17 protein-coding genes are annotated in these 19131 nt (G+C 72.1%); 8 read left to right on the plus strand and 9 right to left on the minus strand.

The annotated features are described in order from the left end of the window. The first annotated feature begins 181 nt into the window (after positions 1 to 181). Positions 182 to 499, plus strand: a complete 318-nt coding sequence (locus tag DEI95_RS06745) for a hypothetical protein (protein ID WP_110823846.1) — start codon at positions 182 to 184, stop codon at positions 497 to 499. A 14-nt stretch (positions 500 to 513) separates the two neighbouring features. Here DEI95_RS06745 and DEI95_RS06750 read toward each other — a convergent pair whose 3' ends face one another. Next, positions 514 to 1575, minus strand: coding sequence for an aromatic acid exporter family protein (locus tag DEI95_RS06750; protein WP_181436221.1), 1062 nt, complete (start codon positions 1573 to 1575; stop codon positions 514 to 516). Positions 1576 to 1633: 58 nt separating this feature from the next. Between DEI95_RS06750 and DEI95_RS06755 the strand changes: the two genes are divergently transcribed. Then, positions 1634 to 2896 (plus strand): aminoglycoside phosphotransferase family protein, encoded by a 1263-nt coding sequence (locus DEI95_RS06755; protein ID WP_110890539.1) that lies wholly within the window; start codon positions 1634 to 1636, stop codon positions 2894 to 2896. 522 nt (positions 2897 to 3418) lie between these two features. Next, complete coding sequence (locus DEI95_RS06760) at positions 3419 to 5545, plus strand: DEAD/DEAH box helicase (RefSeq protein ID WP_111059769.1); 2127 nt, start codon at positions 3419 to 3421, stop codon at positions 5543 to 5545. A gap of 137 nt (positions 5546 to 5682) precedes the next feature. Here DEI95_RS06760 and DEI95_RS06765 read toward each other — a convergent pair whose 3' ends face one another. Beyond that, a complete protein-coding gene (locus tag DEI95_RS06765) occupies positions 5683 to 5955 on the minus strand; it encodes a mycoredoxin (RefSeq protein WP_110824018.1) in 273 nt (90 codons plus the stop codon). A 68-nt stretch (positions 5956 to 6023) separates the two neighbouring features. Between DEI95_RS06765 and DEI95_RS06770 the strand changes: the two genes are divergently transcribed. Genes DEI95_RS06770 through DEI95_RS06780 form a run of 3 tightly spaced genes read left to right on the plus strand, consistent with a single transcriptional unit; the run spans position 6024 to position 8709 of the window. Further along, the gene (locus DEI95_RS06770) at positions 6024 to 6356 is read left to right on the plus strand and encodes a PadR family transcriptional regulator (RefSeq protein WP_110890540.1); all 333 of its coding nucleotides are present in this window, start codon (positions 6024 to 6026) and stop codon (positions 6354 to 6356) included. Then, positions 6353 to 7183 (plus strand): hypothetical protein, encoded by an 831-nt coding sequence (locus DEI95_RS06775; protein ID WP_111059770.1) that lies wholly within the window; start codon positions 6353 to 6355, stop codon positions 7181 to 7183. Before DEI95_RS06770 ends, DEI95_RS06775 begins: the two co-directional genes overlap by 4 nt. Next, positions 7180 to 8709: a CYTH domain-containing protein gene (locus DEI95_RS06780; RefSeq protein WP_110890542.1), complete on the plus strand. Its 1530-nt coding sequence runs from the start codon at positions 7180 to 7182 to the stop codon at positions 8707 to 8709. Before DEI95_RS06775 ends, DEI95_RS06780 begins: the two co-directional genes overlap by 4 nt. 70 nt (positions 8710 to 8779) lie before the next feature. On the opposite strand, the gene DEI95_RS06785 is transcribed toward DEI95_RS06780, so the two are convergent. Together DEI95_RS06785 and DEI95_RS06790 are read right to left on the minus strand one after the other, a co-directional pair. Then, positions 8780 to 10951 (minus strand): S9 family peptidase, encoded by a 2172-nt coding sequence (locus DEI95_RS06785; protein ID WP_111059810.1) that lies wholly within the window; start codon positions 10949 to 10951, stop codon positions 8780 to 8782. A 53-nt stretch (positions 10952 to 11004) separates the two neighbouring features. Beyond that, positions 11005 to 12096, minus strand: a complete 1092-nt coding sequence (locus DEI95_RS06790; RefSeq protein WP_181436222.1) for a Fic family protein — start codon at positions 12094 to 12096, stop codon at positions 11005 to 11007. A 401-nt stretch (positions 12097 to 12497) separates the two neighbouring features. On the opposite strand from DEI95_RS06790, the gene DEI95_RS06795 reads away from it, so the two are divergent. Continuing rightward, positions 12498 to 13700, plus strand: a complete 1203-nt coding sequence (locus tag DEI95_RS06795) for an amidohydrolase (protein WP_111059772.1) — start codon at positions 12498 to 12500, stop codon at positions 13698 to 13700. Between the two features lie 57 nt (positions 13701 to 13757). Here DEI95_RS06795 and DEI95_RS06800 read toward each other — a convergent pair whose 3' ends face one another. Both DEI95_RS06800 and DEI95_RS06805 read right to left on the minus strand, forming a co-directional pair. Further along, complete coding sequence (locus tag DEI95_RS06800) at positions 13758 to 14648, minus strand: aminodeoxychorismate lyase (RefSeq protein ID WP_111059811.1); 891 nt, start codon at positions 14646 to 14648, stop codon at positions 13758 to 13760. Between the two features lie 20 nt (positions 14649 to 14668). Beyond that, positions 14669 to 15019 carry a tryptophan synthase subunit alpha gene (locus DEI95_RS06805; protein WP_110823852.1) on the minus strand — a complete coding sequence of 117 codons (351 nt, stop codon included), beginning with the start codon at positions 15017 to 15019 and terminating at the stop codon, positions 14669 to 14671. A gap of 65 nt (positions 15020 to 15084) precedes the next feature. Here DEI95_RS06805 and DEI95_RS06810 point away from each other — a divergent pair, with 65 nt between their 5' ends. Then, positions 15085 to 15603 carry an 8-oxo-dGTP diphosphatase gene (locus DEI95_RS06810; protein ID WP_110823853.1) on the plus strand — a complete coding sequence of 173 codons (519 nt, stop codon included), beginning with the start codon at positions 15085 to 15087 and terminating at the stop codon, positions 15601 to 15603. Between the two features lie 51 nt (positions 15604 to 15654). Here DEI95_RS06810 and DEI95_RS06815 read toward each other — a convergent pair whose 3' ends face one another. The 3 genes from DEI95_RS06815 to DEI95_RS06825 all read right to left on the minus strand — a co-directional run bounded on the left by DEI95_RS06815 (position 15655) and on the right by DEI95_RS06825 (position 19069). Next, entirely contained in the window at positions 15655 to 15939 is a 285-nt protein-coding gene (locus DEI95_RS06815; RefSeq protein WP_146232769.1) for a hypothetical protein, read from the minus strand. Positions 15940 to 15969: 30 nt separating this feature from the next. Continuing rightward, positions 15970 to 17298: an ABC transporter permease gene (locus tag DEI95_RS06820; RefSeq protein ID WP_110911581.1), complete on the minus strand. Its 1329-nt coding sequence runs from the start codon at positions 17296 to 17298 to the stop codon at positions 15970 to 15972. A gap of 82 nt (positions 17299 to 17380) precedes the next feature. Further along, positions 17381 to 19069 carry a sodium:proton antiporter gene (locus DEI95_RS06825; RefSeq protein ID WP_110824021.1) on the minus strand — a complete coding sequence of 563 codons (1689 nt, stop codon included), beginning with the start codon at positions 19067 to 19069 and terminating at the stop codon, positions 17381 to 17383. Between the last annotated feature and the right edge of the window lie 62 nt (positions 19070 to 19131).

Raw genomic sequence — 19131 nt, forward strand, 5'->3', positions numbered from 1 at the left:
CACCGAACGCGGACCGCGTGGGCGGTTCCGTCGTCACGACGCCTGAGCAGCGACACAGCCCACCGGTGCGGGCTGCGGTCAGTGGACACCCGAGACTGACGGGTACTGACGGTACCCCCTTCGTTGCTATGCTCCGCCTCGGACGCTGCACCCGACAGACCGTCCTGTACTTGGGGGAAGCATGCACGACCCGGACCTTCCGGAGATCGTCCGCCTGCGCGCCGAGCTCGACTCCGCCTGGAAGGGCGTCGTCGGCCTCGGAGCGCTCGACGGACCACACCGCGACCGCGTGGTCGCCGACCTGCGCACGGCCGTGCCGGACAGCGCCGGTCGCGCAGCACGGGCGGTCGGACCGGAGGCGGTGGTCGCCGAGATCGGCCGGTTCGCCGACGTGGAGATGGGCACCTCGGACCCGACGTGGCCCGCAGCCGACGTCTGGCGCGAGGTGCTGTCCACCGCCACCGAGGCCGCACGGGCAGCGGGCGAGCGGGTCTGCTGAACCGGGGGCCGGCGTCAGTCGTCCTCGCCGAGGAGTTCCTCGCGCACGCGTCGGACGTCCTCGAGCAGGGCTCCGATGAGCACCCAGTGCCGGGAGTTCGGCCGGACCACCGCGAGCGGGGCCGTCAGGGCGTGCTCGAGCCTGGCGTCCTCCGGGCCGTCGTCGAGTTCACCCGGCGTCAGCCGCGCTGACTCCACCTGTGCACCGAGGCGTCGGACGTCGGCGCCGATCCGGGCGACCTCGGTGGCGATCCGACCGACCATCGGGTCGGCCCGCAGGTCGGGGGCGGTGTTGTCCCGGACGGCACGGGTCATGCCGGTCACGCGCGTGACGAGGACCCGGAGGTGTTCGGCGACCGCGACGTCCCGCTCGAGGATCGTGCGGTGCCGGCCGCCACGCGGGTTCATCGTGAGGGAGTCGCGCGCCGACGTCAGCGCCGCCTCGGTCCTGCCGTGCTGCTGGCGGAGTGCGCGGGCCTGGCGGAGTGCCTCGTCCCACCGTCCGGCGTTCCACCCCTCGGTCAGTCCGACGGCGATCCGCTCGAAGGCGGCGGCCGTGTCCCGGGCGAGCCGCGCGACCGCCAGGTGCGCGGGTTCGATGAGCACCGGCGGGACGATGACGGCGTTCACCGCGAGGGCGACGACCGCGCCGACCACGGTCTCGAGGATCCGGTCGGCCGAGTAGTTCGGCGTGACGACACCCGCGGTGAGCACGAGCATGCCGCTGATGCCGACCTGCGTCGCGGAGGTCGGTGTGAGCCGCAGTGCCCAGGCGAGCAGGATCGCGAGGACGACGACGAGCAGGACGACCGCGACGGCGTCGCCGAGGAGCAGGTGCACCCCGGTGGCGAGCACCACGCCGAGCAGCACGCCCGCGCTCCGCTCGAGGCCCTTGACGAACGACTGGTTGATGCTCGGCTGGACGACGAGCAGGGCGGCGATCGCGGCGAAGGTCGGGAAGGGCCCGCGGATGAGCAGTTCGCACAGGAGCACCGCCGCGACCACCGCCACCGCGGTCTTCACGACCTGCAGGAAGGGTGTGCGACTCGAGCTGCGGAGGGGCGCGACCGGGTTCACGCTCCCACGGTAGCCACGAGCCGCACGCCGAGCCGGGCACGAACGCGACGGATCCCCGGTGACACGGTTGACTGTGGACGTGTGGCCGAACCATGAGCGAGTCATCCCCGAGGCCTTCGCGGGGTCCGGGACGACGGTCGTCGCCGCGCGCGCGCACTCGGTCGAGCCGTCCGGCAACGGCTACCTGTACGGCTACGAGGTGGACACCGTCGACCGCGCCGGGCAGCGCGCCACCGTCCTGACCTACGTCGACACCGGTGGCACCCACGACCAGAACAGCGCCATCGTCACCGATCCGACGACCGGCGACCCGGTGTCGGTGTGGGCCTACCCGAACGACCCGGGCCTCCCGGTCCTGCCGCAGGTGACGTACCGCGACGCCGTCGCCGAGCTCCTCACCACGCTCGGGCTGCCGGTGACGAACCCGACGCTGACGGTCGCCGCGTACCGACCGGGGAAGCGCGCCGTCGTCCGCGTGGACGCCCCGGAACGGACCCTGTTCATCAAGATCGTCCGTCCGCACCGGGTCGCCCCGATCGTCCGGACCCACGAGCAGTTCGCCGCCGCCGGCCTCCCCGTGCCGCGGGTGCTGGCGAGCCGCGGCGACGGACTGCTCGTCCTCGAACTCGTCCGCGGCGTGCCCGCCGGCAGCCGGATCACCGACATCGCCGACGACCCGCGGTTCGTGGCGTCCCTCGCCGCGCTCACCGGGCGGATCGCCACGGTGCCGATGACGCAGCAGGCCCGGGCCGACGCGATGGACCACGCCGACTGGCACCGTCGGACGCTGACGACCGCGCTCCCCGGCGACGCCGAGGAGATCGACCGGCTGTACGACGCCATCGGCCGCCGCTCCATCGGGTGGGCCGCGGGCCAGAAGCAGGTCGTGCACGGGGACCTGCACCTCGAGCAGGTGTTCGTCGACGAGGACGAGCCCTGGCGCATCTCCGGCCTGCTCGACATCGACACCGCCGGGTGGGGACACCCGGTGCGCGACATCGGCGCCGTGGTCGCGCACCTCGTCGTCACCGGGCTCTGGCACCGGTCGCGCGGGGACGCCGAGCGTGGGGCCGCCGCCGAGCGTCTCGCCGACGCCGTCGCCCGCGACTGGGTCGCCCGCAACCCGCAGGAGGCCGAGCGCATCGGACCCGCCATCGGCGCGCAGCTCCTCGCCCACGCCGGCGGCCAGGCCACCACCGGGTCGGCGAACGGCATCGCGACGGCGGAGCAGCTGCTCGCCGCGACGCGGGCCGCCCTGGCGGAGCCGGCCCCGAGCCTCCCGTCCGGCTCCGGCCGTCCGCGGTCCGCGCCGCGCGTCTGACCAGCGGTCCCGACGAGGACGGTTCCGGCTGCGGTCCGGGAGGCAGCGTCGCCGTACGTCGACGGCGACCGGCCGGGAGGCCCGCCACGCGCGGCGGGCGGGGAGTCGCCTCCGACGTCGGCTGGGGAGTAAACTGACCGCGCACGCACCGCGTGCTCGCATGTCGCGTCGATTCCTGCCGCGACGACCGGTCGCCTGACCGGTGCGGGTGCCGGATCCGCGTCGTCCGGGTTCGGACCTCCTGGGGTGGGCCTCTCATCGAGGCGTGGCCCTCCGGAGGGCGGAGCTCTCCGGGGGCACAGTTCCGGGACGACGCGTGCGTGCGACGGCGCCGGACCTCCCGCGCAGGCCGTTCCATCGACCACCGGTCCTCACCCTGGGCCGTGCGATGCGGTCAGCCGGACGATCCGGTGCGCTCCGGGCCACGGCGGCCCGGGGAGGACCCGGGTGCGACGGACGCACCGACACGACTTCCGCCCGTACCGGGTGGCTCGCCCCGACGAGGGCGGAACAGGAGGAGCCTTGGCTCGATCAGGTACCCGCCGCGCTGCCGGTGGCACGCGGACGGCGTCGCGCCGGACCCGGCCGCTCGACAACGACGGCCTCATCCCCGTCCTCGCCCGTGCCGTCCGCGAGGTCGAGGCCGCCGCGCAGCGCGGAGCCCTCAAGGCCACGAACCGCACGAAGTTCCAGGCAGTGGCGCTGCTCATGCGTGAGGAGCGTGCCCGCGTGAAGGCGGACACGACGCTCACCGACGCACAGCGTGCCGAGCAGCTCAAGCGCCTGGACGGCGTCGCGACGATCCTGGCGAAGACCGCCGCCCGGGACACCAGCGTCATTCAGCTCCTGACCGAGGAGGCCGCGGTCTCCGAGGCCACCCGCACCGTGAAGCGCGACATGATGATCGCCGCCGGCATGGAGCTCCGGCCCGAGGACCTCGTCATCGCGGCCGAACCCACCGCGGCGGTGGAGACCCCCGAGCGTGCCGTCGTGCCGCAGGCGGTCGTGCAGCGCAAGCTCGCCAACCCGTTCCTGCCGCCGGACTTCGCGCTCGCCGACCAGCCCGTCGCCCATCCCCGCCGGCTGGCGAACTGGGAGCTCTTCGGTCCGCTGTTCAAGTCGTTCGAGTACGGCGCCGGCGGGGGAGCAGCGTCCATGCCGCTGCCCGAGCCCGCGTCGCTGCACACCCCCTCCGGTGTGACGCTGATGAAGCACCAGGCCGAGCTCGTCACCTCCGCCGCGCAGGGACACCGCACCTTCCTGCTCGCCGACGAACCGGGTCTCGGCAAGACCGCGCAGTCGCTCCTCGCGGCGGACGCGGCCAAGGCCTTCCCGCTGCTCGTCGTCGTCCCGAACGTCGTCAAGACGAACTGGGCGCGCGAGGCCGAGCGCTGGGTGCCCAACCACCGCGCGACCGTCATCCACGGTGACGGGCAGGACCTCGACGGCTTCGCCGACATCCTCATCGTCAACTACGAGATCCTCGACCGGCACGTCGGCTGGCTCGGCACGTTCGGCTTCAAGGGCATGGTCGTCGACGAGGCGCACTTCATCAAGAACAAGGAGTCGCAGCGCTCGAAGTACGTGCTGCAGCTCGCCGAGAAGATCCGGGAGCGGACGGCGAACCCGCTGCTCATGGCCCTGACCGGTACCCCGCTCATCAACTCCGTCGAGGACTTCCGCACCATCTGGGAGTTCCTCGGCTGGATCGACGACAAGAAGCCCCGCGCACAGCTCATGAACGAGCTCGAGGAGATCGGGCTCACCCCGGCCGATCAGGGCTTCTTCACCGAAGCGCGGAAGGCCGTGATCGACCTCGGCATCGTCCGACGGCGCAAGGTCGACGTCGCGTCGGACATCCCCGCCCGCCGGATCGCCGACATCCCCGTCGAGCTCGACGGTGACGAGGGTCGCTCCATCCGCGACGCCGAGCGCGAGCTCACCGCGAAGCTCGTCAAGCGGTACCACCAGGCGCTCGCCGCCCGCACTGGCCAGGACCCGGTGGTCGGCATCGACGAGAAGCTCGTCCGCCAGGTCGCCCGCTGGGAGCTCGAGGACCAGGACGCCTCGTCCACCGGCGAGAACGTGTTCTCCATGGTGCGGCGCATCGGCCGGGCCAAGGCGCAGCTCGCGGCGGACTACGCGGCGCAGCTCGCCTCGAACGTCGGCAAGGTGGTGTTCTTCGCGAAGCACCTCGACGTGATGGACCAGGCGGAAGAGGTCTTCGCCCGTCGGCACCTGCGCACGGCGACGATCCGCGGCGACCAGACGCCGGCGCAGCGCACGGCCGAGATCGACTCGTTCGTGAACGACCCGGACGTGGCCGTCATCGTCTGCTCGCTCACCGCGGCGGGTGTCGGGCTCAACCTGCAGGTGGCGTCCAACGTCGTCCTCGCCGAGCTGTCCTGGACGAGCGCCGAGCAGACCCAGGCGATCGACCGCGTGCACCGCATCGGGCAGGAGGAGCCGGTCACCGCGTGGCGCATCATCGCCGCGCAGACGATCGACACGAAGATCGCCGAGCTCATCGACAGCAAGGCCGGACTCGCGGCCCGGGCGCTCGACGGCTCGGACGAGGAGGTCGTCGACTCCGGCGACATCCAGCTCGACGCCATGGCCGCGCTACTCATGGACGCGCTCAGCCGCTAGCGCTCGGCGGCGCTCGCTGCCCAGCCCCGGCGCCGTTCGGCACCGCACAACAGGAACCCGCTCGAACCACGGACGTCCGTGGTTCGAGCGGGTTCTCGTTGTGCTGGGCCAGCTCGCGCCGGGCCGCGCCGCGCGCGTCAGACGCGCGACTGGACCTCCGCCAGGGACGGGTTCGTCGCGGTGCTGCCGTCCGGGAACACCAGGGTCGGCACGGTCTGGTTGCCGCCGTTGACCTCGGCGACCAGCTCGGCCGTGCCCGGCGTCTGCTCGATGTCGACCTCGCGGAAGGGCACACCGGCCTTGGTCATCTGGTTCTTCAGCCGGGCGCAGTAGCCGCACCAACTCGTGGTGAACATGGTGACGCCGCCGGCCTGGGGCACGAACGCGTCACGGGTGATCGTCTCGCTCATGTCCTCATTCTCGCCCTGCTCCCCGGGAGGCTCTTGACCGGCTTGTCCTACATAGCTAGGTTACGAGCATGGAACCGTTGCTCCGCGTCACCGCTCCGACGCTCGACGTCCTCACCGCCCTGCTCGCGGCAGAGGGCCCGGCCTGGGGGCTGCAACTCATCAAGGTGGTCGGACGGCCGTCCGGCACCGTGTACCCGATCCTCGAACGACTCGAGCGTCAGGGGTGGGTCGACTCCAGCTGGGACGACGACGCCGAGCGTTCCGGGCCCCGTCGCCGCCTCTACGAGTTCACCGCCGACGGGCGTCAAGCTGCGGACGAGCTCGTCGACGCTCGACGAACAGCCGACGCCGCAGCCACCCGTCCCGCACCGCGCCCGAGCACCCGGCCGGTGACCTCGTGACCGCGTTCAGCCGCGCCCTCGTCGCCGCCGCCGTGGCCGTCTCACCCGCCGAGCACCGCCCGGTCCGGCGCGAGCAATGGCAGGCGGACCTGCGCGACGCGGCCGACTTCGGGCTCTCACCGACGGCGTTGGCCTTCGGCGCCTTCACCACCGCACTGTTCCACCGCCGAGGGGTTCGGCGTACCACCTGGGGAGAGACCATGACCACCGCACCGTTCTCGACAGCGGCGACACCACACACCATCCGCACCGTCCCGGTGCTGGTCACGGTCGCCGTCCTGGCGATCCTGATGACCGGACCGTGGCTGATCCTGCAGCCCAACTACGGGTACGAGAGCGACCTCGACCGCACCGTCGGCGTGATCGGTTTCTGGCTCCTGTCGTACCTGGTCCCGGGCGCAGCGGTGACCGCGGCGGCCTTGCTCCTGCCCGGATCGAGTCCCGGTCGCCGTCGCCTCGGTGCCGCGTTGATCGCGGCCGCTGCGGTCGGTGCGGTCGTCACCCCGCTCGTCGTCCCGGATTCTGGTTGGCCCGTCAGCATCCTGCCGGCGGTGCTGCCGTCCCTCCTCGCGCTCGCCGGCTGGCTCGTCGCGATCGAGGCGCCACGACGCGGCTGGCTGCTCCTGCTCGTTCCGCTCGGAGTGGCGACCCTGATCGAGAGCGGCGCGCTGTGGGTGGTCGTCCCGATCCGGCTGCAGCCGTGCATCATCTCCCTGCTCGGGTTCGCCGTGGTCGTCGCCGGGCTCCTGGCCTGGCGAACCGCTCGGTCCAGCCGAGGCACCCGTGGTGAGGAGCATGCCGCCACCCTGGTAGACAGGACCGCGTGAGCGACACCCACCTCGAGATCGAGCGCACCTACGACCTGCCCGACGGAGCCCCGCTCCCCGACCTGATCGGCGTCGGCGGCATCATGCGGGCTGACCACCAGGAGCCGTTCGAGCTCGACGCCACCTACTGGGACACGCAGCGGTACGACCTGGTCGCCGCGCACGTCACCGTCCGCCGTCGCACCGGGGGACACGACGCCGGCTGGCACATCAAGCGCGCCGAGTCCGACACCGTCCGGCACGAGCAGCACTTCCCGCTCACCGAGGACCCGGACACCGTGCCCGACGAGGTCCTCGCCGCCCTGTTCACCGAGCGCCGGGGCCGCGGACTGCACCCGGTCGTCCGCATCACCACCACCCGCACCGTCACCCGCCTGCTCGACGAGGACGGCGACCAGATCGCCGAACTCGCGGACGACCGGGTCGTCGCCGAACGGCTCGACGACGACGCTCCGGCCGACCCGCGCACGTGGCGTGAGGTCGAGGTCGAGACCCTCGGCGGTGTGGACGAACAGGTCGCTCACGAGCTCTTCGCCGCGCTCGACGGTCGGTTCGCGGCCGTCGGTGCCGGCCCCGCCGCCGTCGCGTCCAAGCTGGCACGCGGGCTCGCCGGCGCACCCGCACCGCGCCTCCAGACCGTCGACCGTCCCGAGAAGGGGACGACCGCGCGCATCCTCACGAAGCGTCTCGGGAAGCTGCGCTCCGCGCTGCTCGGCCAGGAGGCCCGGCTGCGCTCCGGCGAGAACGCTGAGCTCCGCGACGTGGCCGCGACGACGCTGGAGATCGCGGCGATCCTGCAGACCTACCGACCCGCGTTCGCCGCCGGTGACGCCGTCGACCGCGCCGTCGCCGGTGCCGACGCCCTCGCCGACGTGGCCGCCCGCGCCGCGCTCGCCGAGTACCTGGTCGAGCGGCTGCCGCGGGCGTCGACGCCGGCGCAGGACGCCCTCGTCGACGCCATGACCCGCGAACGCATCCTCGCCGCCACGCGCGAGCGACGCGACTCCGCGGTGCGGGACGTCGTCGCGGCGCTGCACGGGGAGCCGTTCCTGGAGCTCCTCGACGCCCTCGACGACGCCGTCGAGCGGCCCGCCCCGACCGAGTGGGCGCTCCGGTCGCCGAAGAAGGTCGCCCAGGACGTCACCGCAACGGTGAAGCCCCACGTCCGGGAGCTCGTGCGCGACGCCGTGGCCGACGACACCTCCGACACGGCGGCCGCACGCGAAGCAGCCGACCGGGCTGCGACCGAACTGGCCTGGCAGGGGACGATGCGCGCACGACTCGCGATGGACGTGCTCGGGGACGACGCCTTCCCGCACGCGCTGTGGAAGCGCATCGGGACCGCCGCCGACGTCCTCACCGAGCGGGTGCGGTCGCTGTACGCACTCGACGCGCTCCGCACGCACTCCGGGATCGCCGATCGCGGAGGCGAAGGGACGTTCGGGTACGGCGTGCTCGCCGGCGACCGGGTCCGGCTGGCGGAGGAGTCCTACGACGAGGCGGTGCACGCGCTCAACCGCGTGTGACCGTCGGACACGACGACGGCGCGCACCCGGGTCGGGTGCGCGCCGTCGTCGTGTCGGTCGCGGGGTCCGCTCAGCCGGCCGCGATCGGGTTCGCCGTAGCGGCCGCAGGGGAGACGTCGGCCAGACCGAGGACGTCGAGCAACCAAGCCAGTTCGAACGCCCGCTCCTTCCACGAGTCGTACCGTCCGCTGACGCCACCGTGGCCGGCGGCCATCTCCGTCTTCAGCAGGACGGGAGCCCCGACCTCGCGGAGCTTCGCGGTCCACTTCGCCGGCTCGACGTACAGCACGCGGGTGTCGTTGATCGAGGTCACGGCGAGGATGCGCGGGTACTGCACGTCGTCGCGGACGTTCTCGTACGGCGTGTACTCGCTCATGTAGCGGTAGACCTCGGCATCGTGCAGCGGGTCGCCCCACTCGTCCCACTCGATCACCGTGAGCGGCAGGTCCGGGTCGAGGATGCTCGTCAGCGCGTCGACGAACGGCACCGCGGCGAGGATGCCCGCGAACCGCTCGGGGGCCAGGTTCGCCACCGCGCCCATCAGGAGCCCACCGGCGCTGCCGCCCTCGGCCACGAGCTGGTCGGCGCTCGTCCGACCGCTGTCGATCAGGTGCTCGGCGACGGCGACGAAGTCCGTGAAGGTGTTCTTCTTCGTCAGGGTCTTGCCGTCCTCGTACCAGTGCCGGCCCATCTCGCCACCACCGCGGACATGCGCGACCGCGAAGACCACCCCGCGGTCGAGCATCGACAGGCGCATGACGCTGAAGCCGGGGTCGATCGAGTGCTCGTACGACCCGTAGCCGTACAGGTGCAGCGGCGCCGGGGCGTCCGCGTCGACGGCGTCCTTGCGCCACACCAGCGAGATCGGGACGCGGGTGCCGTCGGCAGCGGTCGCCCAGTCGCGCTCCTGCACGTAGTCGGCCGGGTCGTACCCGCCCAGCACCGGCTGCCGCTTCAGGACGGTCACCTGTCCGGTCGTCAGGTCGAGGTCGCTCACCTCGGACGGCGTCACGAAGGACGTGTACCCGAGGCGGAGGGTCGGCTGGTCCCACTCGGGGTTGCCGCCGAGTCCGGCCGAGAACAGTGCCTCGTCGAAGGGGACCTCGTGGGGTTCGCCGTAGCCGTCGCCCTCGATCGGGATGACGGCGATCCGGGGGAGCGCCTCGGACCGGTACTCGAGCGCGAGGTGCCCGGCGAAGGCGTCCACCGACTCGATGCGCCGCTCCTCGTGGTGCGGGACGACCACGCGGCGGTCGGAGGTCGAGGTCGGGTCGTCCGCGGGCACGTCGACCAGCTCGAAGTTCTCCGCGCCGTCGTTGTGCAGGACGAGCAGACGGTCGCTGCCCCCGACGATCGCGTGCTCGATCTCGTACTCCACGCCCTCGCGACGCGGCCACACCACACGGAACTCGCCCGTGGGGTCGGACGCGTCGAGGACGAGCGCCTCGGAGGTGATCTTCGACCCGAGCTCGATGACGATGTACTGCGACGAACGGGTGACCCCGACGCCGACCCAGTACCGGTCGTCCGGTTCCTCGAACACGACCACGTCGGCGTCCGCCGCGGTGCCGACCTCGTGCCGCCAGATGCGGTCCGGGCGCCAGGACTCGTCCACCGTCGGGTAGAAGACGTACCGCCCGGAGGGGTCGAACGTCGCGCTGGCTCCGGTGTTCGGGATGGTGTCGGGCAGGTCCTGCCCGGTCTCGAGGTCGCGGACGGCGAGCGTGTACCGCTCGTCGCCCTCGACGTCGACGCCGTACACGAGGCGGCTGCCGTCGTCGCTGATGTCGTACGTGCCGAGCGAGAAGAAGTCGTGTCCGTCGGCGAGGGCGTTGCCGTCGAGGACGACCTCCTCGCCCGGGAGGGTGGCTGAGCCCTCGTCGAGGGACGGCGGCGTCCAGTCGTCCGGCCCGCTGATCGGGGCGCGGCACTGCACGCCGTACTGGCTGCCCTCGCTCGTGCGGGTGAAGTACCACCACTGGCCCATCCGCACCGGCACCGAGAGGTCGGTCTCCTGCACGCGGCTCTTCACCTCGTCGAACAGGCGGTCCCGCAGCGCACCGAGGTGCTCGGTCTGCGCTTCGGTGTACCGGTTCTCGGCCTCGAGGTACGCGACGGTGTCCGGGGACTCCTTGTCACGGAGCCATTCGTAGTCGTCGACGAAGTCGATGCCGTGGTGGGTCCGCGTCACGGGCCGCTTGGCGGCGGTCGGCGGGGTGGTCACGTCGTGCTCGCTGGTCACCCGGCCCACCCTATGCGTTCGGGATGGAGGCCCGACCCGGCTCCGTCTCCCCGTCACGCTGCCGCTGGGGTCAGACCGGAGGAGCCCGGTGCCGCTGCCGCCCGGATCCGCTCGGCGAGTGCGTCGAGTTCGGCCAGGACGTCCGACGCCACCCAGGCCCGGTCGCGTCGACGTTCCGTGACGGGGCGGAGCACGCCGGCGCCCACGAGCTCGTCGATCACCGCGTCGGTCCACGGCAGGTCCGCCGGGAGCGCTGCGCTCACCGAGGCCTCGGTCAGCACAGGATCGGCCAGGAGGACGCGGAGGAGGTCCGAGTGGTGTGTGACCCGCGGTTTGTGACCGGTCGGGCGGACCGCGCTCCGGTCGTGCTCGACCTCGTCGAGTCGGAGCGCGGCGAACTCGACCTCGTCGCAGACGACGCCGATCGCCCGTGCCGTCAGGCCGACGATCCCGTCGACGGCGCCGTCCCGGTAGCGCTCGAGCTCGGCGAAGTAGCCCGCTCGATCGGCGACCAGGGCGCCGGCCACGGGCACGACGAGCGCGGTCGTGACGCCGCGCCGCCGCAGGACCGCGTTGACGAGCGCTCGTCCGATCCGACCGTTGCCGTCGGTGAACGGGTGGACGGACTCGAAGTGGGCATGGGCGATCGCGGCCTGCGCCAACGCGTCGACGTCGTCCCGCGCGAGGAACGCGAAGAGGTCGGCCATCGCGGCGGGGACGTCGTCCGCGGGCGGCGGCACGTACGCGGCGTCCCGGGGAGACACCCCGCCGCCGATCCAGTTCTGCACCCGACGCCACTGCCCGGCGGCGGGGCCGTCCACCGGGTCGTCCCGCATGAGCACCGCGTGGGCGTCGAGCACGGACCGCTCGGTGACGCTGCCCCGACCGGCGGCCGTGATCATCCCGCGCAGGGCGGCGGTCGCCCCGACCATCGCCGTGGCACTGCCGTTCGCGCGGATGCCGACGAGCGCCCGGGCGTAGTCGTCGAGCGTGGCGTGCTCCTCCTCGATCCGGGACGACGAGACCGCCTCGGTCCGGGCGAGCAGCAGGTCGAACGCGGCCGTGCGGTCACCGAGCCGGCGGTCGAGGTCCACCAGGCGGTCGGTCGCGCGTGTCAGCAGAGCGGCGAGGTCGGGCGGCGCCACGTACGTCTGCTCCGCGATCGCGGGCGGCAACGCACACCGCACCGAGCGTGTCATCCGGTCGGCGCGCGGCAGCCGCCGGTTGCTCCGCCACGGACGCGTGGTCGATCCATGGCGTGGCCAAGCCCCCGCGGCACGCCCGCTCCCGGTCGCCGCGCGTGGTGCACCCGACGCCCCGGGACGGAGCGCCCAGTCCGCGCCGATCGTGTCCGTGCTGCCGATCGTGACTGTGCTGTCGGTCGTGTCCGTGGTGCCCGTCATGCTGCCTCCCGTTCCTCGCACCGGCCGACGGTAGTGGCGGTGCGGCCCGATCAGCGAAGACCCCGGATGTCGTGTGCACGGGCCGGGCCGGCGCGGTCGGCCCGACCCGACCCGGCACGGCCACCGATCGGTACCGTTGTGGAATGACTGACAACACGTTCGTGATCATCGGTGCCCACGTCGTCCCCGTCGAGGGTGACGAGTTCGACGGCGGGGCGGTCGTCGTGCAGGACGGCCGGATCACCGCCGTCGGTCCAGACGTCACCCCGCCGGACGGGCTGCCGGTCGTCGACGCCGCCGGTGCCTGGCTCCTGCCGGGCTTCGTCGAGGCGCACGGGCACGTGGGCATCCACGAGGAGGCGAACGGCTCCGCCGGGAACGACACGAACGAGATGACCGGCCCGAACATGGCGGCGGTCCGCGCGATCGACGCGGTCGACATCGAGGACGAGGGCTTCCGCGACGCCCTGTCCGGCGGCATCACGAGCATCGTCGTCAAGCCCGGCTCCGGCAACCCGATCGGAGGGCAGACGGTCGCGATCAAGACCTGGGGCGGCCGCACCATCGACGAACAGCTCATCTCGGACAGCGTCAGCGTGAAGAGCGCCCTCGGCGAGAACCCGAAGCGCGTCTACGGCGAGAAGGGCCAGACGCCGTCGACCCGCCTCGGCGTCGCGAAGGTCATCCGCGAGGCCTTCCTGGCCGCCGACCACTACCGCGCTGCCCGCGACGCCGCTGCGCGCAAGGACGAGCCGTTCGAGCGTGACCTCACGAAGGAGACCCTCGCGCGCGTGCTCGACGGGGAGCTCGCCTGGGACCAGCACACCCACCGTCACGACGACATCGCGACGGCGATCCGCCTCGCCGAGGAGTTCGGCTACCGCCTGGTCGTGAACCACGGCACCGAGGCCCACAAGATCGCCGACCTGCTCGCCGAGAAGGGCATCCCGGTGGTCTACGGCCCGCTGTTCACGAGCCGGTCGAAGGTGGAGCTCCGTGACCGCGGCATCCCGAACCTCGCCACGATCGCGGCGGCCGGGGTCCGGGTCGCGATCACGACGGACGCCCCGGTCGTCCCGATCAACATGCTCGTGACCCAGGCCACGATGGCCGTCCGCGACGGGCTGCCCCGGCAGACCGCGCTCGAGGCGATCACCTCCGCCCCCGCGGACATCCTCGGTTTCGGCGACCGTGTCGGCCGCATCGCCGCGGGGTACGACGCCGACCTCGTCCTCTGGGACGGCGACCCGCTCGACGCGACCAGCCGCGCGCAGCGCGTCTGGATCGAGGGCCGCCAGGTCTTCGCCTACGTCGACGGTCAGGGCGTCACGACACCGCGCTGGTGACACCGTGTCGGACGGGAGGCGCGGCGCACTCCCGCCCCGTGCCTCCCGTCCGACGCGTCAGTCCTCGCGCGCCAGCAGGAAGTCGTTGATGCGCTCCGTCATGCTGAGGTCCATCTCGATCCGCACCCCGTTGACGGTGTGGATCGGTGCCGCCTGCCGGATGCTGGAGACCAGCCACAGCGCGTCGGCGGCCCGCAGGTCGTCGAGCGTGACGAGCTCGTAGGCGGTCTCGATGCCCTCCTGCTCGGCGAAGCGGAAGACGTCGGCCTGCGTGGTGCCGTCGAGGATGCCGATGTCGCTGCGGGGCGTCACGAAGCGGCCGCCCACGGACATGATGAGGTTCGCGCGGGTGCCCTCGAGCACGTACCCGTCGGTCGAGACGAACAGCGCGTCGTCGGCTCCACGGCGGACGGCTTCCCGGAGTGCCGCCATGTTCACCGCGTACGAGAGCGTCTTCGCGCCCTGCAGCAGCCACGGGGAGGTCCGCTCGACGTCGTGCCGGTAGCCGCGGTCGAGCGTGACGACGCCGATGCCCTCGGTGCGGTCACGCGTCTGGTCGGCCGACGGCGCCGCGTAGACCCACCCGGTCGGACGCCCGAGGCCCTCGACGCCCCGGGTGAGCACGGTCTTCGCGTACGCCTCGCGCACCGGGTCGAGCCGGGCACAGACGGCCTCGATCGCCCGCCGCCACGCGTCGACGTCCGGTTCCGGCAGGTCGAGCTTGGCGGCGGAGCGGACGAAGCGGGCCAGGTGCGCCTCGAGCGCCTGCGGTCGGCCGTCGATGACCGTGATCGTCTCGAAGACGCCGTCCCCGCGGGTGAGCCCGAGGTCCATCACCTGGACGTGCTCCTCGAGCGGCTTCTCCCACGTGAAGGCGTCCGCCTCCGGGTCGTGCGGGGCTGCGGACCGCGAGGGCTGGTTCAGGACGGCGAGGACGGTGTCGGTCATGCCACCCATCCAACCCCAGGTCAGCGACCGCCGGGCAGCGCGTCCATGAGTTTCCAGACCGCCTGCGTCAGCTCGGGGTGCTGGAGCGCGATGCGCCGGAGACGGTGGTACTCCTCGCCGTGTTCGGTGCCGTGACCGGAGGCCGGGTGCGCCGACCACTGGGAGCTCCGGCGGCCGATCCGGACGTCGACGTCCATGGCCTCGGCGCGGAGGATGAGCACGACCTGCTCGTCCACGGTCGGCAGCGTGTGCATGAAGTCCCACGGGTCGTCGCCCTGCCGGCAGCGGTGTTCGACGATGACCGAGATCTCCTCGGCGGCTTCGGCGCGCAGCACCTCGAGGCTGCGCCCCGCCCTCCGGGACTCAGCCATGACGCCCCCAGAGCACGCCTGCCATGCAACGAGCGTACGTCATCGGATCGGCCACACTGGACCACATGACCGAGCGCGACGAGAGCAAGTCCCAGCACCCGGCCGTGGTCGTCGTGTACCTGCTGCGGGACGGTGCGGACGGGCCGGAGGTCCTGCTCGGCGAGAAGCGACGCGGGCTCGGCACGGGCCGCGTGGTCGGTCCGGGCGGCAAGCGCGAGGGCGACGAGACGGCGGTCGAGACCGCCGTCCGCGAGGTCGCCGAGGAGGTCGGTCTCCGCGTCGACGCTGCCGACCTGGAGGCACGTGGCACGTTGGACTACCGGTTCCCGTTCCGCCCGTCCTGGTCCCAGGTGTCGGACGTCTTCGTCTGCCGCCGCTGGCAGGGGGAGCCGTCGGGCGGCGACGAGCTGGAGCCGCGGTGGGTGCCGGTCGACGCCGTCCCCTACGACGCGATGTGGGACGACGCGCGCTACTGGCTGCCCGGTGTGCTCGCGGGCGGTCGGGTCGAGGCGCGGGTCGTGTTCGCCGAGGACGACGCGACGGTCGCCGGGTTCACCGGGACGGGCATCGGGGAACCGGCCTGAGCGCCGGGGACGCCGGACGGTGAGGCCTGCGGGCCCGACGTCGACCGACGGTCAGCGCGACCGCTGTGTCCGCGTGCTGCCGGTCCGGGCCTCCTCGGCCGCGGCCATCACGTCCGCGTCCCCGCTCTGTCCGCCGAGCGGACGCACGAAGAAGTCCACGACCCCGAAGGCGATCGCGGCCACGAGCGAGAACATCGCCCAGCCGTCCCAGAGCCCGGCGACGCTGCGGCCGCCGCTCGGCGCGAGGACGATGCTCGTGACGTACGACATCGCCGCGAGCACGAGGAAGACGACGACGATCGTGACGAGGAGGCGGTGCCAGGCGATGCGGGACATGGTCACCCCAGGATACCGACGCCGGGAGCGCTACCGACCGCGGTCCAGCGGATCGTTCTCGAGCCCGTCGCGGCCACCGGTGAACACGTCGCCGCCGGCGCGGTCGTCCTCCCACCCGTCGTCGCGCACCACCTGCAGCGTGCCGGTCGCGGTCGAGGTCAGGCCGTGCCGCTCGAGCTCGGCGTCGCGCTCACGACCGAGGAACTCGCGGTTCGCGGTGTTCGCGTCCTGGAACATCGTGGTGCGGCCGGTGACGATCGCCCGGATGCGACGGCGCTCCCACCACTGCTTGCCGAAGTACATGAGCACGAGCCCGGCGGCCGCGTAGCAGGCCATGGTGATCAGCCCGCGGGCCGGACCGGGGCCGACGCCGTAGACCTCGTGCTTGATCATGTCGACCATGCTCGAGCCGACCACGACGTGGTTCAGCCACGCGAACGGCTCCGGCATGAACCACTTCGGGTAGGCCCCGCCGGAGGACGGCATCGACAGGAACACGAAGCAGATCATCGCGGGGGCGGCGATGAAGCGGCCGACGAAGTAGCTCAGCCCGTTGACCGCGAGTCCGATGGCCACGATCCACCCCCAGGCGATGAGCACGAGCGGCACGAAGTGCCCGGAGATCGCGCCGACGACCGGACCCGCGAGGGTGTTCGTGATGACGGAGATGACGAGACCGCCGACGACGATCACGGTCATGCGGGTGCGGTGCCGCAGGGGACCGCCCATGATGCCGATGAACATCGCGACCATGTAGCCGCCGATGCACCACGCGAGCATGACGTACATCGGGACGGTGCCGTACTCGTCCCGCGCCGGCAGCGCGGCGAGCTCGGTGACCTGCGGCGTCGCGACCCCGATGCCGGTCAACACGGCCGTCAGCGTCGCCGGGACGAGGTTCGCGACCTGGAACTGGTGCGCGCTGGCCTTGAAGAAGGTGTTGGCCGACGGGTCGTACGCGACCGCCATCGACCCGGCGAGGACGTCCCGCTTCGCGGCCGCGAGCGAGTCGTAGGTGTGGAAGACGAACTCACCCGGCAGGGCCTTCTGCACGGCCGCGACGAACGACGGGTCACTGCCGACGAGCGCCACTGGGACGTCGTGCGGATGCGGCGCGTGGAAGGCGAAGACGTAGCAGAGGCAGAAGCCGACGATGAAGAACAGCGGCATCCAGAGCTGCAGCCCGATGAGCTGGAGGGACGGGTGCAGGGTCGAGTACCAGCGCCGGTAGCGCCCGATCTGCTGCTTCGGCGGCGCGCTGGAGCGGGCAGCGGCGGGTGGACCGGCGGCCGTCCGCGCACCACCTGCCCGTTCCGGCAGGTCGTTCTTCCTCGGTCGGTCGTTCCGCGGCGTGCTCACTCGGCGCTGCGCTCCTGTCCTGTCGTCTGGCGCTCCACGATACGCCGCGGCAGCAGGGGTGCCTCCGGGGTGGGCGACGGGATCAGGAGCGGCTGCGGGAGGCCTGCGCGGAGTCCATCGCGAGCTCCTCGGCGTCGAGCGTCACGAGCACGCGGCGCATGACCTCCTCGTCGAGGTTGCCCTTCTCGCGCTCCTCGAGGACGATCTCGCGGCGACGGTCGAGCAGCTCGCGTCGGATGTCCTGGATCTGTGCGCCACGGAGGCGCATCGGGGCGTTGCGCTCCTCGTCCTCTTCTTCCTCGGCATCGCGGCGGAGGGTCTCGGCCTGCCGCTCGAGCCGGGCCTTCAGGCGGTTCACGACGCTGTCGACGGCCTGGTGTCCGTACTGCTCCGCCCAGGCCGGACGTCGGCGCTCGAGCAGGGCGATCGCCGCTTCGGTCGTGCGCTGGTTGAGGCGCATCTCGCTGCGGACGTCTTCCTCGCTCTCGCCGGGGTCCTGCACCTGCAACGCGCGGATCACGAACGGCAACGTCAGCCCCTGCAGCAGGAGTGTGCCCACCGTCACGACGAACGCGATGATGAAGATGGTGTCCTGCGCCTTGACCTGGACGGGGTCGGAGACGACGGCGACGGCTGCTGCGAGCGTGACGACGCCCCGCATGCCGGTCCACGAGATGACCGTGAGCTCCCGCCAGTTCAGCTTCGGCTCCGCCGTGCCGCGCAACCACCGCAGGGAACGGTGCCCGCGGGACAACCGGACGCGCAGCGGTCTCAGCCACCTGCCGTTGATCCGGTTGCGCGCGTAGGACTCGAAGACGAAGAGTGGACGGACGAGGACCACGACGACGAGCACGACGGCCGCCGCGGTGAGGGTCTGGGCCAGGCTGCGGTTGCTCTCGAGCAGGTCCTGCACGACCGTCTTCAGCTGCAGCCCGATCAGGGCGAACACGAACCCCTCGAGGATGACGTCGATGCTCGTCCAGAGCGGGCGCTCCTGCAGTCGCGTCGCGTACCCCTCCTTCGGCGAGTTGTACCCGATGTACAGGCCGGCGGTGACGACCGCGATGACGCCGGAGCCGGACAGGTGCTCGGCGAGGACGTACGCGACGAAGGGCAACAGGATGCTCATGATCGTCTCGACCACGGGGTCGTTGATGCGCATCCGGATCCAGTGCACCGCGACGCCGAGGACGATGCCCACCGCGAAGCCGACGCCGATCGCCAGGCCGAAGATGCCGAGGTCCTGCCAGATGGTGAGCGACGTGCCCGCGGCGATGAGCGTGAACACCCGGACCAGGGTCAGCGACGCCGCGTCGTTGATGAGGCTCTCGCCGGACAGCACCGTCATCACACGGCGGGGGAGTCCGAGCTTCCGGCCGATCGCGGCGGCGGACACGGCGTCCGGCGGAGCGACCACGGCGCCGAGCAGGATCGCCGCCGGCCAGTCCATGTCGGGGATGATCAGGTACGCGGCGAGTCCCACCGCGAGCGCCGTGACGATGACGAGGACGATGCCGAGTCGCCGGATCTGCTTGATCGACTGCCGGAAGCTCTGCCACGACACGTCGAGTGCCGCCGAGTACAGCAGCGGCGGCAGGATCACCGTGAGGATCACCTCGGAGTCGATCTCGATCTCCGGCAGGCCGGGCAGGAACGAGACGGCGAGCGCGACGGCCGTGACGAGCAGCGGGGCGGGCAGCCCCTTGGCGCGGGCGAAGCCGGTCACCGCGAGCGAACCGATCAACAGGATGAGGAGTTCCGCGGTGCCCATGAGGCCCATCCTCCCATCCGGATGGTTCGCAGGCTGAACGGTTCCGCAGCCCCGGTGAACGG

The sequence above is a fragment of the Curtobacterium sp. MCBD17_008 genome, assembly GCF_003234475.1.
Taxonomy (GTDB): Bacteria; Actinomycetota; Actinomycetes; order Actinomycetales; family Microbacteriaceae; genus Curtobacterium.